Genomic DNA, 16,256 nt, shown 5'->3' with positions numbered 1-16,256 from the left:
AAAAACGCCGCTCCCGACAGATGTCGAAAACAACGTTTTTGCGAAGGGAATGAATCCTGAAAAGTTGAAATGGTGCTGATGAAGGGATTCGAACCCCCGACCTACGCATTACGAATGCGTTGCTCTACCAGCTGAGCTACATCAGCAAATCCTTGGTTGTCGCGACGTCTGCTTGTCCTTGTTTTAAACCAAGTTTTCGTCAGCGGCGACTTTTATAGAATACGCATTTTCGCGAATAATGTCAAGCATTTGTCGACGGGTTTCTGCCGCTGCACATGTGACGAATTTATGTCCGCCGTTTCCGCTATGCCAGCGGCGGGTAATGTAACGACAAGTAAGACTCGCGCTGCATAAGGATGCCGGAATGGGTCCGGACCGGAGCGAGCATAACAGAACGGAGGCGCATCGAACATGCCCTATTCCAAAATCATTGTTGGATACGACGGCTCGGAACAGTCCGTCCGTGCCCTGAGATCGGCGATGGAGCTTTCTTCTACCTTCAAAGCGCTGATTGAAGTCGTCCATGTCTATAATTTGACGCCGATCGTCGTTGGCGAGACGGTCGCAGGCTCGCCGCCCGCGGCAACGGAATCCATGAAGCTCGAAGCCGAGACGGTAGCTGCGGAAGCCCGCACCATCATCTCCTCGGTAACGGATACTCCGATCGAGGTGCTTATTGCCGAGGGCGATCCCGGCAAGACGATCACATCGATGGCGGAGGAACGCGGCTCCGATCTTATCGTCGTGGGAAGCCACGGGAAAGGCGGCTTCAAGGAGCTGTTCACGGGCAGCGTCAGCCATTACGTGACCCAGCATGCCAAGGTGCCGGTGCTCGTCGTCAAATAGGCGGACAGCCGGACAAAGCGTGTTCCAGCACGGCTTTTCAAAGGGAGCCATACGGACAAAAGCGGAAAAGAGCCGGACGGCTCTTTTCCGCTTTTGCATGTCTGTCGGCTTCCCATATGCCGCTCAGGAAGTAGAACAAGCCCTTCCGCTGCGGGAACGAAGGGCGGCCGCTCATATCCGCTGCGGTTCATCGCCTTCCTCTCCAGCCCCGCCGAAGCTGCTGTCGGCAGGCATGCGGAAGATGAACGTGCTGCCTTCTCCCTTGTCGCTCTGCAGCTCGAGCATGCCTCCGAGCAGCTTGGACAGCTGCAGGCTGATGGAGAGGCCGAGGCCGGTTCCGCCGTACTGGCGGGTAATGCTGCCGTCTTCCTGCTGGAAGGCCTCGAAGATGAGGTTCTGCTTCTCCTTGTCGATTCCGATACCGGTGTCCTTGACGGCGAACACGATCCAGTCCACTTCGGGCAAGGCCGGCATCGGCTGCCGGGAATTCCCCCTGCTACGCAACCGTGCGGACGCGCGGGTTCCGAAAAGTTCTTCGTCCGGTGCCGGGAGCAGCGCCCTGCGTTCACCGGAAACCTTGAGCTCCACGAAGCCGGTCTCGGTGAACTTAAAGGCGTTTGTCAGAAGATTGCGAAGCACCTGATTGACGCGCAGAGCGTCGGTCAAGAGCATCTGCGGGGAATCCGGCTCGATCTCGACCCGGAACGGGAGCCCTTTTCGGTCGGCGACCGGCTGGAACTGCGCCTGGACGGAATGCAGCAGCTCGATGGCCGGAACGTTCTCCAGGGTAAGCTGCAGCTTGCCGGCTTCGACCTTCGACAGATCGAGAATATCGTCAATAAGATGAAGCAGATCCACTCCCGCTGCTTTTATGATGCCCGCATAACGCTTGTCCTCTTCGCCGTACGCCTCGTCGCCGCTCTCCTGAATCAGCTGCGAGATCAGCAGCATGCTGTTCAGTGGCGTCTTGAGCTCATGGGACATGTTGGCCAGAAATTCCGACTTGTAGCGCGACGAGAGCAGCAGCTGGCGAGCCTTGTCCTCCACATCCCGCTTGGCTTCCCTCAGCTCCTTGGTCTGCCTGCGCAGGATCAGGTTCATATTCTTGAGATCGACCATCCGCTGCTGATCGAGGCTGAAGTCGCGGATCATGTACACGAAGAAGGCGCTGAGGAGAAGCGAGAGCAGCAGCGTCAGCGGCGCGTACTCGCTCCAATAGACGGACAATGGAAGCACGCCGAGCCAGGATATATTGATGCAGTTGAGCATGTTGATGACGAGTATGATCACAACGGCCTTCCGGAAAAAGGTCCAGCGGCTCCGGCCGAGGAAGAAGGCGAGCAGCGCTCCGGCGGCGCCCAGGACGAACATGTTGCCCATGCCGGCAAGAGAGGCCGCATGGATGCCGAATAGAAGCCTGCCCAAGCCGATCCCGATCCCGATAGCCATAATCTGCCAAGCTTGCTGAGGATCAGGACCGCCATGATCAGCGGCACATAACGGAGATCGAACAGGATATGGTCGTTCACCCGAAGGCCGAATACCATCGTCAGCCAGCCGGATGCGATAAAGATGATGGAGGCCAGCGCCTCCTGTATGCCGGGCCGCAGCCATTGGAAGGCGGTTTTATAGCCAAGATTGAACAAATAGGCGATTGTGATAAGCAGGCTGATGTTCATGAAGAAAACTTTGGATAGTGCCATGCCAGCCTCCGTCAGTTTCTTTGTATGCCTATATTCTACATCAATTCTCAGCCTTCATCATCCATTGCCTGTCATTTCCCTCCTCCCTTCATGCGAATAACAGGCGCTATAACGATGCTTGTTGAATAATGTTCCTATTTCGTTCATATTCCTTTAATGCGTTTAATGTAAAATAAGGGAAGGAAAGATTAATTTCACAAGGGGGTGCTGTCCGATATGATGCAGCCGATCACGTTCAAAAACCGTTCTGTCCCCGTCTACTACCCCCCGGGACAGGAGGAAGCGCTGAAGGCGCTCCCGGGCAAGCTGAGGGAGCTTGAGCTCAACTTCGATTTTCGCAAACGATGGAAAGAGATCGCATCCGTCGAGATGTCGCGCGACGTGGCGATCTTCCAATATCATGACGGAACGAAGCTCTATCTGGAAGTAGGCTAGGCCCTGCCCGCCGGCGGCTCAGTCCGGGCCGCCCTGCTCCGGCAGAAGGCTTGAACTCCGTCCGGCCTCTCAATGGATTTTGGCATCAGCACAAGCAGGCGCAAGGGAGAGTGTCTCCCTTGCGCCTGCTTGGCGTTTATGGATGATTGTCCGGTCAGCCCATACCCATTCCCTGATTAACCCTCGCGGCGCAAAATGCTCTCGATCTTCTCCAGCTCTTCTCCGCTGAATTCCAGGTTGTCGAGCGCGCGGACATTGTCCTCGATCTGCGATACCCGGCTTGCGCCGATGAGGGCGGAGGTGACCCGCCCGCCGCGCAGCGTCCAGGCAAGCGCCATCGCCGCCAGCGACTGGCCGCGCTCCTGGGCAAGAGCGTTAAGCTCGCGGATCTGCGCCAGCCGGCCCTCGGTAATCTGGCTGCCGCTCAAAAATACGCTTGGTCCGCCGGCCCGGGAATCCGCGGGTATGCCCTGCAGATAGCGGTCCGACAGCATGCCGCCCGCCAGCGGGGAAAAGACGATCGAGCCGATGCCCTCTTCCTCCAGCACATCCTGAAGCCCGTCCTCGATCCAGCGGTTGAACATGGAGTAGGACGGCTGATGGATCAGGCACGGCGTGCCGAGCTGCTTCAGGATGTACGCCGCTTCCCTGGCCTGCTCGGCGCTGTAGTTCGAGATGCCGGCGTAGAGCGCCTTGCCGGAACGGACCGCATGGTCCAGAGCCGACATCGTTTCTTCGAGCGGCGTATCCGGATCCGGACGATGGTGATAGAAGATGTCGACATACTCCAGGCCCATCCGCTTCAGGCTCTGGTCGAGGCTGGAGAGGATGTACTTGCGCGAGCCCCACTCGCCGTAAGGTCCCTCCCACATGTAATAGCCCGCCTTGGTCGAGATGACGAGCTCGTCCCGGTATGGCGCAAGATCATCCTTCAGCATCCGGCCGAAATTCTCTTCGGCGGAACCAGGCGGAGGCCCGTAATTGTTCGCCAGATCGAAATGGGTGATGCCCAGGTCGAATGCCCTGCGCGCCATTTCCCTGCCGTTCTCGTAGCGGTCGTTTCCTCCGAAGTTGTGCCACAGTCCGAGCGATATTGCCGGCAGCTTCAGCCCGCTGCGTCCGACGCGGTTGTACTTCATCGATTCGTACCGCCCGGAATGAGCTTGATATCCCATCTCCATTGTCCTCCTTGAACCTCTATAATCGCCGGCAGCGGTCATGATGAAACCGGCGTCCAGCTATGCTCATTATACCTCGAGAAATCGGCGCTGGCTTGGCCGATCCAGGACCGGCTCAGACGGTCAGCGTGCGGGTGCGCGGCGGGACGACATGCATGTCGGTAGCCGTTTCCGCGAAAAACCCGGGCTCTTCCTCCGCCAGGCTCAGCCAGGCATCGACGCAAGCCGGATCGAATTGCCGGCCGCGCTGAGCCGAGATGATTCCGAGCGCCTGCTCATGGGTCATCGCCTTGCGGTAGGACCTGGACGAGGTCAGCGCGTCGTACACGTCCGCGACAGCCGTAATGCGCGCGAACAGCGGAATCTCCTTCTCCCGCAGCCGGTCCGGATAGCCGGTGCCGTCCCACCGTTCATGATGGGAGCGGATGACGGCAAGCTCTTCCCGCATGAAGCCTAGCTTGCGGCACAGCTCATAGCCGTGTACGGGATGGAGCTCGACGACGGCCCGCTCCTCCTGGGTAAGCACATCGGGCTTGTTCAGGATCGACTGCGGAATCTGCAGCTTGCCCACGTCATGGATGATGCCGCCCTGGCCGATCGCCATGAGGTCGGATGAAGCCAGCCCCATGCGCTCGGCCAGCTTCAGGGCGTACAGGGCGACCCGGTAATTATGGCCCGCCGTGTAGCCGTCCTTCTCTTCCGTCGCCTGGATGAGCGCCTGGACGCTCGGCGAGATGCATTTCTGCAGCCATTCCTTAGGATCCGAGCGGAACAAGGCTCTCATGGAATCCAGCAAGGAATGGGAGCTGGCATATTGGAGCAGGATGCCCGCCGCCACAGCCAGCAAGGACAGCAGAAGCAGCACATGGTACAGCCACCAGCTAAGACGCCACGGCTCGCCGAGAACCATGATGAGCTGACCCGCGCCTAGCCAGCCGCAGCTGTAGACGATGGAGAGCTGCAGCGGCATCCTGGCGGCCTTGTAGCCTTTCCAATAACTCCGTGCGGCGCTGGCGAGCAGGATAAGCACGATCGCCGTCGATGCGGTTCTCGTGGAGTCCCTCTCCGACCACCCCGCGAGAATATGGGGGTGGTTCATGGCGGAGAAGAAATAAAGCATCAGAACGACTGTCCAGGCAGGAACCAGCCACCGGTGGAAGCGCCCCAGGAACAGGACGAGCGGACGAGCCGCGTTCACGCCGGACAGCGCCAGCCATACGGAGGCGATGAGGATGCCCAGCTGCGAGGAAATGCCCTGGACGGAGTTGTGCTCCATGATGAATCCCGGCGTGGCGAGTCCGTGCAGCATGATCAGCGCCGTCATGGAGATGTAGGCCAGCGCCAGGAACGATACGCCGATGTTGCGCAGCTTCATCCCGGTGTAGCCCATCGCCCCCGCCAGCAGCAAGGAGAAGACGGAAACGATCGTCACGATATAAAAATGTCCGACTGGGGAATGCCAATAGATGTCCAGAGTTCCGGACCATCTCAAAGCCTGGAACAGAATCAGGGGCAGCAGTATGAATGCAGCAGCCGTAAGCAGCTTCCGGTGAGGAGCGCGCATGGGACTGAAGATCACCTCGTATGACCGCATCGGGACGAATGGTGGAATAAAAGGCAGGACTTATGGATGCCTATACAAATAGCGGCCGCTGCATTAATATGGGAAAAATAAGCTTTATCCGTAGCATACCTTATCCTGGAAAGCTTTGAACAGAGCCAATATTCAAATTTATGACCTTTAGGTCCCGTATGAAAGACGAATGATGGAAGATGCTGTCTTTTGAAAGGAATTATTTCTATAGGAGTTGAGACCTATTGTCATATCAATATGAAGTCAAAACATACAAAGAAAAATTCGAAATGGTCGAGCTGACGGAGGCGGCAACCCGCTCCCGCGTGCTGATCTGTCCGGAACGCGGCGGCATCGCCCTGCAATGCCGGCTGAACGGCTATGAGCTGTTCTATCTCGACGAGGCCACGTTCCTGGATCCGGAAGCGAACATACGCGGGGGCAATCCCGTGCTCTTCCCGATCAGCGGCCAGCTGGCCAATGGAGAATACGAGTGGAACGGACGCAAATACCGCATGCGCAATCACGGAGTCGCGCGCACCGAAGCCTGGGAAATCGCCGGCATCTCCGATGACCGGGAAGCCTCCGTCACCCTCCGACTGCGCAGCAGCGAGCGGACGCTGGAGCAGTTCCCGTTCGAGTTCGAGCTGCTGTTCACGTACACCCTCAAGAACGGCGAGCTGTCCATCTCCCAGCAATACCGCAATCTGTCGGATTCTCCGATGCCGATGTATCCCGGCTTCCATCCCTACTTTGCCGCGGATGCCAAAAACCTTTCCTATCGAACGGATGCTACCCGGTACCTGGATTACAACGACGGACAGGAAAAGCCGTACGAAGGCTCCCTCGATCTCGGGAGCATGAAGGAATCGGCCGCTCTGCTGGATGCGGCGGCTCCGGAGATCGCCTTCAAGCCTTCCGGAAACCTTGCGGTCCGGATGCGCTACAGCGGCAGCTTCCGCTACGTCGTCCTGTGGAGCGTAGAGGACAAGCCGTTCGTCTGCGTGGAGCCCTGGATGGCTCTGAACGGCGAGCTTAACCGCCAGGAGGAGCTCGTGCTCGTCCAGCCGGGCGAGCCCGTCGAGGCCGAGCTGGTCATCGGCGCATCCCATACGCTGTGATGCTTTGATGCCGCTGCGGCATCGCCGCTGTGCCCGGCTGATGTGCCGGCTGGTGTGCCCAAACCAAAAACGGACCTGTTTCCCTCAGCGGCGGCGCTGTCGAGTCTCAGGCGGCGGAGAGCAAGCCTCCGCGCATTATTCTGATGTGTCCGCAAGGGGAGCCGTTCAGCCAGCGCAAGGCGGAAGAGCTCGCGCGCGAGGAACGCTTGATTTTCATTTGCGGCCATTACGAGGGCTACGACGAGCGCATCCGCGAGCATCTCGTGACCGACGAGCTGTCGATCGGCGACTACGTGCTGACCGGAGGCGAGCTGCCGGCGATGGTCATGATCGACAGCGTCGTCCGGCTGCTGCCAGGCGTGCTCGGCAACGAATCGTCCGCCGTTACGGACTCCTACAGCACCGGACTGCTTGAATACCCCCACTATACACGTCCGGCGAGCTTCCGCGGCTGGGATGTTCCCGAGGTGCTGATCTCGGGACATCACCGCAACATCGACGCCTGGAGGCGCGAGCAATCGCTGCAGAGGACGCTCCAACGCAGGCCTGATCTGCTGGAGACGGCGGAGCTGACCGACAAAGAGCGGAAATGGCTGCGCGAGCGAAAGTCCCAGGCAGCGGATCCGGAATCTTTTTCCTGAAAGACAGCTCGATTCATGAAGATGAGGTTGTTTTCCGGGCTTGGATATGGTATGATTTGAAATGTTGTTTTAATGACTCGGACGGTCCTCTATCGGCCATGATCCGGCTCACAAGGCGAGCCGGTTAGCTTATATGAACGTCTATGGTGGAAGGAGTGACTAAACTCATGAATCTTTTACAAACGATTGCTCAAGAGCAGCTTCGCACGGACATCCCTAGCTTCCGTCCAGGCGACACGCTTAAGGTGTACGTAAAGGTTATCGAGGGTTCCCGTGAGCGGGTTCAGCTGTTCGAGGGCGTTGTCATCAAACGTCGCGGCGGCGGAATCAGCGAGACGTTCACCGTCCGCAAAATTTCTTACGGCGTTGGCGTGGAGCGTACGTTCCCGATCAACTCGCCTAAGATTGACCGCATCGAAGTTACCCGTCGCGGCAAAGTTCGTCGCGCGAAACTGTACTACCTGCGCGAACTGCGCGGCAAAGCGGCCCGTATCAAGGAAATCCGCCGCTAAGAATGGAACGTCAAGAGGGGCTTGCCGCAAACAAGCCCCTTTTCGTTATTTTAAGGCATTATTTCTGAAGGCCTCTGCGCCTCGGTAATTCCTCTCATAAAACCAATACCCTATTCGTGTGACGAAAGAAGGCTGAACTGCAGATGGCTGAAGAGCAGTTTCCAGAAGAGCAGAATGCGGCAACTCGCGGCGGCAAAGCCCGCAAGGAAGTGTTTGAATGGGTCAAGGCGCTGGCGATCGCGGCCATTCTCGTATGGCTGATCCGCTGGTTCCTCTTCGCTCCGTTCGCTGTCGACGGACCTTCCATGCAGCCTAACTTCCATACGGGTGAACGGCTGATCGTCAACAAGATCATCTTCGACATCAGGCAGCCGCATCGCGGTGAAGTGGTCGTATTCCATGTTCCCCAGGAGGGAAGGGATTTCATCAAGCGCGTCATCGCGCTCCCGGGCGACAAGGTCAAGGTCGAGGGCGACGACGTCTTCGTCAACGATGTCAAGCAGGACGAGCCTTACCTGAAGCAAGCCATTGAAGAAGCGAACAAAAAAGGCGAGCTGTGGAACCAGACCGGACCGAACTTCCCCAACGAGAACGTAACCGAAGGAACGGTTCCTGCGGACTCCTTCCTGGCGATGGGCGACAACCGCAGCAACAGCGAGGACAGCCGCAGAATCGGCTACATTCCTTACAAGCAGCTGATCGGACGCGCGGACGTCATTTTCTGGCCGCCTTCCGACATGAAGATCATCAAACACGGTTAACCTAAAGGAAGCTCAGCTTCCAAGGTTCCGACGATAGAGCAAATGAGGTGCTGGCATGACGATTCAGTGGTTCCCCGGACATATGACGCGGGCAAGAAGACAGATCGAAGACAAGCTCAAGCTGATTGACATCGCGATCGAACTGCTCGACGCCCGCGTTCCCATGTCCAGCCGCAACCCTATGGTCGACGACATCCTGAGGGGCAAACCACGTCTCATCCTGCTGAACAAGGCAGACCTGGCCGACTCCCGCGAAACGGAGCGGTGGATGCAATACTTTGCTTCCAAAGGGTATGTGAGCCTGGCCGTCGATTCCTCGACCGGTTCCAGGGTGAATGAGATTCCCGTCAAGGTGAGGGAAATCCTTCACGAAAAAATCCAGCGCATGCTGGACAGGGGCATGAACCCGCGCGCCATGCGGGCGCTGATTGTCGGCATTCCCAACGTCGGCAAGTCCACCTTGACCAACCGTCTGGCCGGCAGGCACATCGCCGCCACCGGAGACCGTCCCGGCGTGACCAAGGGACAGCAATGGATCAAGGTCGGCTCGGAGATGGAGCTGCTTGATACACCGGGCATCCTGTGGCCGAAGTTCGAGGATCAGCTGGTCGGCTACAAGCTTGCCATGACCGGCGCGATCAAGGAGCAGGTGCTCAATATCGAAGACGTGGCGTACTTTGCCGTCCGCGTGCTCGCAGAGAGATACTGGCCCGAGATGCAGGATCGATTCGGTCTGGAAGAACAGCCTGAGAATTTCGATGACAACATGCAGATCGTCGCGGTCATGGAGCAGATCGGCCGCAACCGCGGCTGCCTGCTCAGCGGCGGCCGCATCGATCTGGAAAAGGTATCCGGAATTATCCTGCGGGAGCTCCGTGCCGGCAAGCTCGGCCGCCTCACGCTGGAAGCAGCGCCTCCGGCAAGGCCATGAAGCCGCGCCGTCAAGCGCATCAGCCGAATCCGGAAGCTTCCCCTTCCTTATGGGAAGAAGGATCGGAGCCCGGTGAATCCGCTGCTGCCGGCATGAGCGAGCCGAAGGATCTGCTCTCTTATGAGCGGCCGCTCTGGGAATCGGGAGCCGAGCATGTTTGCGGCGTGGACGAGGTCGGGCGGGGCTGCCTGTTCGGCGATGTCGTCGCTGCGGCGGTCATCCTGCCGCGAGGGCTTGTGCTCGACGGAGTCGACGATTCCAAGAAGCTCTCGGAGAAGAAGCGCGAGATGCTCTACGATGTCATCCTCGATTCGGCAGTTGCCTGGGCTGTCGCGAGAATCGACTCCGAGACGATCGACCGCATCAACATCCGCCAGGCTTCGCGTCTGGCTATGAAGCAGGCAGTGGAGTCGCTCGGCGTACGGCCTTCCCATCTGCTGGTCGATGCGGAGACCGTCGATATGGACTTTCCGCAGACAGCCATTATTCACGGCGATGCGGTGAGCCAGAGCATCGGGGCGGCATCCATACTGGCCAAGGTGACACGCGACCGACTTTGCAAGGAGATATGGGATCTGCATTATCCGGCTTACGGGATTGCCGTACATAAAGGTTATGCGACCAAGCATCACCGCTCCATGCTGCTTCAGCACGGGCCAAGCCCTCTCCACCGGCGTTCCTTCCTCGGCAAGATTTTGCCGGAGGATCAGCTTGCGCTTTTTTAGACCGATTCGACCCTTGCGGGAACGCAAGGGTTTTTTGATTTTTCGAGCTGTCGGATCGACTTCCTATTTGCCGGTAACGCCAGATAAGGATTTATCTCGCGAAGGAGCAGGAATTCGCCTCTTTCAGACCGGATTCGTTCGTCCGGGCAAACACGGACAAGGGGAAATGTTCTGGGATATCAACTTTTTTGCGCTGCTTTGAATGACGTCGGGTTCCCGAAGCTCGGACGGTCCTGCATCAGCAGCTCGCATGCCTGATTCAAGGAGGTGGACTCCTTTTATTAAATGGCAGCCTAACAGTCGAAAATGGCAGCTTAAGCCTTCTCTGCGTCCTGATGCCGACGCAGATTGGAAATGAACGGGCCGATGGCATGCTTGGCTTGAAACAGGAACAGAACAAATGTTCCCGATCGAAAACCATTATGTTTTACCGCGTAAATGTCGATAAAGGACTACAGAGAAAATAGGACATAAGCGAGCGGAGGCCGTAACGACGATGAATATCGGAAGTCTCATCAAACTGATCGGGGACGTGCAGCCTGCGGCCAGCCGCACGCTGGAGCTGCGCCCCGGCCAGACGGTCCGGGCTCAGGTCGTGGAGCTGATGGGGGACAATGAAGCGCTTTTGCAGATCGGCGGCACGCAGCTCGTCGCCAAGTTGGAGACGCCATTGAAGCAAGGACAGACGGCTGTCCTGCAGGTGCAGTCGGAAACGGCTGAAGGCAAGCTGGTTTTGAAACGGCAGGAGCCGGGCAAAACGGCCTCTGAACCGACCGATGAAGTGTGGAAGTCGCTCGGACTTAAGTTCGGTGCAGGCGGCAAAGAACAGGCCGGTCAAGCTCTTGTGCGCGAATTGAAGGCGATGGGCGTCGCGATAGACGGCGCGACTGCCGGCGCGCTGGCTGAAGCGGCCGAATTCATGCCGGAAGGCGAGAATCCGCAGCAATGGCTGAAAGCAGCCGCGGTCGCCATTCAGCGGGGATTGCCGATGACGGAGGCGACGGTGTCGTCGCTGCGGCAAATTCAATCCGGTCCGCCTGTGCACGAGCTTTTGGAACAATTGTCATCGGCATTAAAGGCAATGACCGAACATGCATCCGGAGACGATAGGGCGGCCAAGCTCAACGCCGCCCGCTTGCTGGAGCTGCTTGACGGCGGCGGGAGCTGGCCGGGTGCCAATGAACTAGCCAAGCAGCCGGCGGATAGAGGCAGCATGAAATCCAACCTTCCTGCTGATTTGAAAGTCGCTTTGTCCCCGGACGTGAAAACGGCTCAGGAACAAACGGCGGACAACGCAGATACAAGGCCGGTAAAGCTTGCCGCGGGAGATCAACAAGGTGTGCATGCACAGGGCAAAGAGCTCATTCAAGCCGCCAAGACGGCGAATGTTGAAGGGAAGCTGCTCCAAGCAGACGGAGCAGGTCCACATGCGGTGCAGCTCAAGGGAACCGCTGCCGATTCGGCTTTGATGGAGAATGAAACCGAGCCGGCCGAACCAGCCGGGAACTGGGCGCGCAAAATGCTGGATTGGCTTGGAGCCGGCCATGAGAATCAGCTGCGGAACCAGCTGTCGGCGGAGCGTGCTGCCGGAAGCGCGGTCCGTATGCCGCAGGACGGAAGCATGGATGTACAGGCAGAACTCATGGAGCGCGGCGGTGCCCTTGCTTCCCATAGCTCAGCTGCCATGACATCGACCGCTTCAGGAGCAAAGCCGTCGATCCCAGCGGATATCGTGAACAAGGGGGCAGCAGGCGGAGGAAAGGAAATCCCGACTTCGCCTCCAGAGGCCAAGCAGGCGCCGTCTGCGCCTGGTGCGCTGGATGACATGGATAGCCCGGAGAAACCAGGCGGTCCGAAGGCAGCTCCATCGATGAACGCCAGCACAGCCGCGGAGCCAGCCGGAGCCAAAGCGAACGAGCCGAAACCGAGCGCGCAAGGCGCGAAGGAAAGCGAACGGACTGCTGCCTTAAGAGATGTTTCCCTGGCGAATGGCAAGCCTGCAGCCGAAGGAGCGGCGAGACCGCTTGCCGGACCCGCTCATGGAGAAACCGGCCTGCCGGCCTTGGCGCCCGGCGTCAAGGAGGCGGCGGTGCCGGAAACGGCGACAATCAAGTCCGCGCTGCTCACGCTGCTGCAGTCGGCGGACTTGCCACCGGCGGCAAAGGACTCGGCCCAGCAGCTGCTGCAGCATATTACAGGACAGCAGCTCATGCTGTCGCCGGAGCGCAGCGGAACGTTTTTCTCGCAGCTCACGGTGCAGATTCCTATTCAAACGGCTAACGGCGGACAGACTGCTTCCGTGCATGTACAGTCGAGACGGAATGCAAAGGGCGGATTGGACGCATCCAACTGCCGTCTCCTTTTCGACCTGAGAATGGATGTCATCGGGGACACGGTCGTTGACGTGGCTGTCGCGGACAAAGTCGTCAGCCTGACGGTGTTCAACGGCCATCCTGCCGTTCCGCTGCTGGCCGATGCCGGCAAGACGGCATTGGCCGAGCTGCTTCAAGCTTCGGGCTATCGTCTTCTCGGCATGAAAGTCGTTCATCCGGAAGAGCGCAAGGCTGCGGAGAAGAAGATGAATGTCCCCGATGCGGCGCTTGCAGCGGCAGAGCCGTACAAGGGAGTTGATCTGAGGGTATGAGCGAGGATGAGCGCAAATATGGAAGCGCGGATGCGGACGAGCCCGTTCAAGCGAAGAAAAAGGCTGTCGCGCTCAAGTACGATCCGCTGAAAGACGGAGCCCCGGTCGTCGTAGCGAAGGGAACCGGACATTTGGCCGACGAGATTCTGCAGCGGGCTCGAGAGAGCGGAGTGCCGGTGCAGGAAGACCGCTCGCTCGTAGAGGTTCTGTCCAAGCTGGATCTGGACCAGCAGATTCCTCCGGAGCTGTACGGCCTGGTCGCCGAGATTCTCAGCTTTTTATATCGGGCTGACCGCGAGGCGGGGGACAGCGCATGAAGAACAAGCCCGGAAACGCCGATCCGGACAAGTCTCGAAAGGCGGGCACGCGCATCGGAGCTGCCAGGAGCCTCTCTGGAAGGATCGGCGAGGATGCAGCCGCCCAATGGATGGAAGCCGGCGGCTTCAGGCTGTTGGAGCGCAATTGGCGCTGCCGCGAGGGAGAGCTGGATATTATCGCCGTTGAAGGCGGCTCCCTCGTCGTGACGGAAGTCCGTTCGCTGCGGCAGGGCAGCCGGTTCGGAACCGCGCTGGAGTCGATCGACGCCCGCAAGCAGCATAAGGTGCGCAAGATCGCCCGCCAGTATTTGAGTCAAAAGGGGTGGCAGGAGAAGACGGTCCGCTTCGATGCGGCTGCCGTTACGCTTGATTCTGCCGGCATAAGGCCGATTGAGGTCGCTTATGTACGAAATGCCTTCTGAGTTGATCTTGCTTTCATTCTGAACGAAAAAAAGGCCGATCCTGGCATCAGGATCGGCCTTGCGGTTTCAAGGCTCCTCGGACTTGCCTTGCGGTTTCAAGGTTAATCAACTTGGCTTGCTCTTTCAAGACCATTGCCCTGCTATTCCGGGACCTTAAAATGCGTTTAGATCATTCCCGCCATCACGATATCATAGTCATCGGCCAGGTCGCTGAGGTCATTCTCGCTTATGCGGCTTCGGCCCGCTTCGATGAAAAGGCTATGTACAGAATGGTCCTCTCCGACAACGACTTTGCCTTGCATGCCCGGCAGCTGGTCGGCCGTAATGTCGATGAAGAGGCCCTCATGCTCCAGCCAGGCATGGCTGGAGCCGCTGCCGTCGGATGCGGCCACATAGTCGCAATCGATCCCGTGTTCGTTCAACAAGTAGATGCCGAGCAGCAGCGACGCGTCGCTCGATGCGCCTTTGGGATAGTCGTTGCTTCCCAGCCGCGGGCTTTTGAACTCATGCCTCCGGACAGAATCCAGGGCGGAGCGGAAGCGGCGGCTGCTGGTATGAATCGTTTCCATATTGATGATGATACCCATCCCCTCCAATATGAATTGATTATACCTGTTCCTATGGAAGCGTGCCAATGGATGGAGAGTCCTCATAGCTCCAGCCTGCGGTATTGAATCGCTTCGGCGACATGAGCGGTTTGGATTTGCAAGGAGCCTTCCACGTCGGCGATCGTGCGGGCTAGCTTCAGGATCCGCTCATGGGCGCGCAAGCTGATTCCAAGCCGGTCGTAGGCTTGCTGAAGCAGCCGTGCCCCTTCGGCTTGCAGCGGAGCCGCATGCTTCAGCGCTTTGCCTGCTAGATCGCCGTTCCACGCTACGCCCGTCTCCTGCTCTCTGTCTTTCTGGCGCTTGACGGCGCCAGTTATCAAGCTCTTCATGTCGGCGGTGCTCATGCCGGGCTGCATGGCATCGGCATGCTGCGGCCGAGGCACCTCCACGAGCAGGTCGATCCGGTCGAGCAGCGGTCCCGAAATCCGCGAGCGGTAGCGGGCAATCTGCACCGGAGAACAGATGCAGCCGCGCTGCCCCGGAACGTCGGAGCCATGCTGTCCGCACGGACAGGGATTCATCGAGGCAGCCAGCTGAAAATGAGCCGGGAAGCGGAACACCGCTCTCGCTCTGGCTATGGTCACTTCCCGATCCTCGAGCGGCTGGCGCAGCACCTCGAGCACGGAGCGGGGGAACTCCGGCAGCTCGTCGAGAAAGAGAACGCCTCGATGGGCGAGCGTCGCCTCTCCGGGACGGGGGATGGAGCCGCCGCCGATAAGGCCGCCGGTGGAAATCGTATGATGCGGAGTGCGGAATGGACGCTCCGAGACGAGGGAGCCTGAGGCCGCAAGCTTGCCGGAGACGCTGAAGATTTTGGTCACTTCAAGCGCTTCCTCCTCGCTCATGGGAGGGAGAATGCCGGGCAGCCGGCGGATGAGCATCGTCTTGCCCGTTCCGGGCGGTCCGCTCAGCAGCAGGTTGTGCCTGCCGGCGGCGGCGATCATCAGCGCTCGCTTGGCATGATGCTGACCGAATACGTCGGCGTAGTCCGGAGCTGCTGCTCCTTCGCCGCTGGAGCCAGGTTCGCAAGCCGTCGGGTTTCCGGCTGAAGGATGCCAAGCAAGCCGCTCCCAGCCATCGCCGCTCCCTCCGCAGAGCGCCAAAGAAGACAGGTCGGCCGCCGCATAGATGTCCATGCCGCCTACAAGCGCGGCTTCGAGGGCGTTGTCCGGAGGCAGCAGCACGCGCCGCAAGCCGCGTGTCCGCGCTTCCTCGACCATGGGAAGCACGCCGGGCACGGGGCGCAGCCCGCCGTTGAGGGCGAGCTCGCCGATGACGAGCATGCCGTCGAAGGCATCGGCATCCATCTGCCCGCTGGCCGTCAGGATGGCAGCCGCGATAGCCAGATCGAAGGCGGTTCCTTCCTTGCGCAGATCGGCGGGCGCGAGGTTCACCGTCACTCGTTCCAGCGGGAATTTGAAGCCGGAATTCCGCATGGCGGCGCGGACGCGTTCCACCGATTCGCGGACGGATGGATCGGGAAGGCCGACCAGATTCACTTGAGGCAGTCCGCTGGACAGATCGACCTCCACGGTAATGCTTTTGCCGTCGACGCCGAGCACGCTCGCGCTTATGCATTTGCTGTAGGGCATGACAAAGAAACACCTCCCGAAATAAGACGGCGAAGGTGCTTCCTCACATTCCATCTGTAAACAAACTTGTTAGCTACAGGATAGGCATGCCGGCGGAATTTGTCAACATTTGGATTCATTGCCGCAAAGAGCGGCAAAATCAAAAAATATTTTACATGATAAAGATTATTTTGCAGGAAGGCTTGCTTCGATTGTGTTATAATGACAGATGTTTGTTTGATAGTTTCCCAGCTGTTCCACCTGAGTC

At 58.8% G+C, this 16,256-nt stretch carries 16 protein-coding genes, 1 tRNA gene and 1 pseudogene; 11 read left to right on the top strand and 7 right to left on the bottom strand.

Annotated elements, in window-relative coordinates:
* Positions 1-70 precede the first annotated feature (70 nt).
* Positions 71-146, bottom strand: a tRNA-Thr gene (locus tag BN871_RS13185).
* A 265-nt stretch (positions 147-411) separates the two neighbouring features.
* On the opposite strand from BN871_RS13185, the gene BN871_RS13180 reads away from it, so the two are divergent.
* A complete protein-coding gene (locus BN871_RS13180) occupies positions 412-846 on the top strand; it encodes a universal stress protein (RefSeq protein ID WP_021879319.1) in 435 nt (144 codons plus the stop codon).
* A gap of 171 nt (positions 847-1,017) precedes the next feature.
* Here the strand turns inward: BN871_RS13180 and BN871_RS13175 are convergent, their stop codons facing one another.
* Positions 1,018-2,136 (bottom strand): HAMP domain-containing sensor histidine kinase, encoded by a 1,119-nt coding sequence (locus BN871_RS13175; protein ID WP_048746505.1) that lies wholly within the window; start codon positions 2,134-2,136, stop codon positions 1,018-1,020.
* Positions 2,133-2,549, bottom strand: a complete 417-nt coding sequence (locus tag BN871_RS28380; protein WP_048746504.1) for a hypothetical protein — start codon at positions 2,547-2,549, stop codon at positions 2,133-2,135. The genes BN871_RS13175 and BN871_RS28380 overlap by 4 nt, the downstream gene beginning before the upstream one ends.
* Positions 2,550-2,765: 216 nt before the next feature.
* On the opposite strand from BN871_RS28380, the gene BN871_RS13165 reads away from it, so the two are divergent.
* Positions 2,766-2,984, top strand: a complete 219-nt coding sequence (locus BN871_RS13165; RefSeq protein ID WP_048746503.1) for a hypothetical protein — start codon at positions 2,766-2,768, stop codon at positions 2,982-2,984.
* A 176-nt stretch (positions 2,985-3,160) separates the two neighbouring features.
* Here BN871_RS13165 and mgrA read toward each other — a convergent pair whose 3' ends face one another.
* Together mgrA and BN871_RS13155 are read right to left on the bottom strand one after the other, a co-directional pair.
* Complete coding sequence (mgrA, locus tag BN871_RS13160; RefSeq protein WP_048746501.1) at positions 3,161-4,159, bottom strand: L-glyceraldehyde 3-phosphate reductase; 999 nt, start codon at positions 4,157-4,159, stop codon at positions 3,161-3,163.
* A gap of 118 nt (positions 4,160-4,277) precedes the next feature.
* Positions 4,278-5,726 (bottom strand): HD-GYP domain-containing protein, encoded by a 1,449-nt coding sequence (locus BN871_RS13155; RefSeq protein ID WP_048746498.1) that lies wholly within the window; start codon positions 5,724-5,726, stop codon positions 4,278-4,280.
* A 254-nt stretch (positions 5,727-5,980) separates the two neighbouring features.
* Here BN871_RS13155 and BN871_RS13150 point away from each other — a divergent pair, with 254 nt between their 5' ends.
* From BN871_RS13150 to BN871_RS13110, 9 genes and pseudogenes are all read left to right on the top strand, one after another.
* Positions 5,981-6,856, top strand: coding sequence for an aldose epimerase (locus BN871_RS13150; RefSeq protein ID WP_232313015.1), 876 nt, complete (start codon positions 5,981-5,983; stop codon positions 6,854-6,856).
* A gap of 95 nt (positions 6,857-6,951) precedes the next feature.
* Positions 6,952-7,497 (top strand): annotated as a pseudogene (gene trmD / locus BN871_RS13145) (tRNA (guanosine(37)-N1)-methyltransferase TrmD); the annotation flags it as partial.
* A gap of 167 nt (positions 7,498-7,664) precedes the next feature.
* Complete coding sequence (gene rplS, locus BN871_RS13140) at positions 7,665-8,009, top strand: 50S ribosomal protein L19 (protein ID WP_048746497.1); 345 nt, start codon at positions 7,665-7,667, stop codon at positions 8,007-8,009.
* Between the two features lie 143 nt (positions 8,010-8,152).
* Positions 8,153-8,770, top strand: a complete 618-nt coding sequence (gene lepB, locus BN871_RS13135) for a signal peptidase I (protein ID WP_048746495.1) — start codon at positions 8,153-8,155, stop codon at positions 8,768-8,770.
* A 55-nt stretch (positions 8,771-8,825) separates the two neighbouring features.
* Complete coding sequence (ylqF, locus tag BN871_RS13130; RefSeq protein WP_021879134.1) at positions 8,826-9,701, top strand: ribosome biogenesis GTPase YlqF; 876 nt, start codon at positions 8,826-8,828, stop codon at positions 9,699-9,701.
* A 92-nt stretch (positions 9,702-9,793) separates the two neighbouring features.
* Positions 9,794-10,426, top strand: coding sequence for a ribonuclease HII (locus BN871_RS13125; RefSeq protein WP_048746522.1), 633 nt, complete (start codon positions 9,794-9,796; stop codon positions 10,424-10,426).
* 496 nt (positions 10,427-10,922) lie between these two features.
* Positions 10,923-13,070: a hypothetical protein gene (locus BN871_RS13120; protein ID WP_048746493.1), complete on the top strand. Its 2,148-nt coding sequence runs from the start codon at positions 10,923-10,925 to the stop codon at positions 13,068-13,070.
* Positions 13,067-13,387: an EscU/YscU/HrcU family type III secretion system export apparatus switch protein gene (locus BN871_RS13115; protein WP_021879137.1), complete on the top strand. Its 321-nt coding sequence runs from the start codon at positions 13,067-13,069 to the stop codon at positions 13,385-13,387. The genes BN871_RS13120 and BN871_RS13115 overlap by 4 nt, the downstream gene beginning before the upstream one ends.
* A complete protein-coding gene (locus tag BN871_RS13110; RefSeq protein WP_021879138.1) occupies positions 13,384-13,809 on the top strand; it encodes a YraN family protein in 426 nt (141 codons plus the stop codon). The genes BN871_RS13115 and BN871_RS13110 overlap by 4 nt, the downstream gene beginning before the upstream one ends.
* A gap of 164 nt (positions 13,810-13,973) precedes the next feature.
* Here BN871_RS13110 and BN871_RS13105 read toward each other — a convergent pair whose 3' ends face one another.
* A complete protein-coding gene (locus BN871_RS13105; RefSeq protein WP_048746492.1) occupies positions 13,974-14,396 on the bottom strand; it encodes a hypothetical protein in 423 nt (140 codons plus the stop codon).
* 62 nt (positions 14,397-14,458) lie between these two features.
* Positions 14,459-16,009 (bottom strand): YifB family Mg chelatase-like AAA ATPase, encoded by a 1,551-nt coding sequence (locus tag BN871_RS13100; RefSeq protein WP_048746491.1) that lies wholly within the window; start codon positions 16,007-16,009, stop codon positions 14,459-14,461.
* Between the last annotated feature and the right edge of the window lie 247 nt (positions 16,010-16,256).

The organism is Paenibacillus sp. P22 (genome assembly GCF_000469945.2).
GTDB lineage: Bacteria > Bacillota > Bacilli > Paenibacillales > Paenibacillaceae > Paenibacillus_O > Paenibacillus_O humicus.
This window is presented reverse-complemented; position numbering and strand designations above follow the sequence as displayed.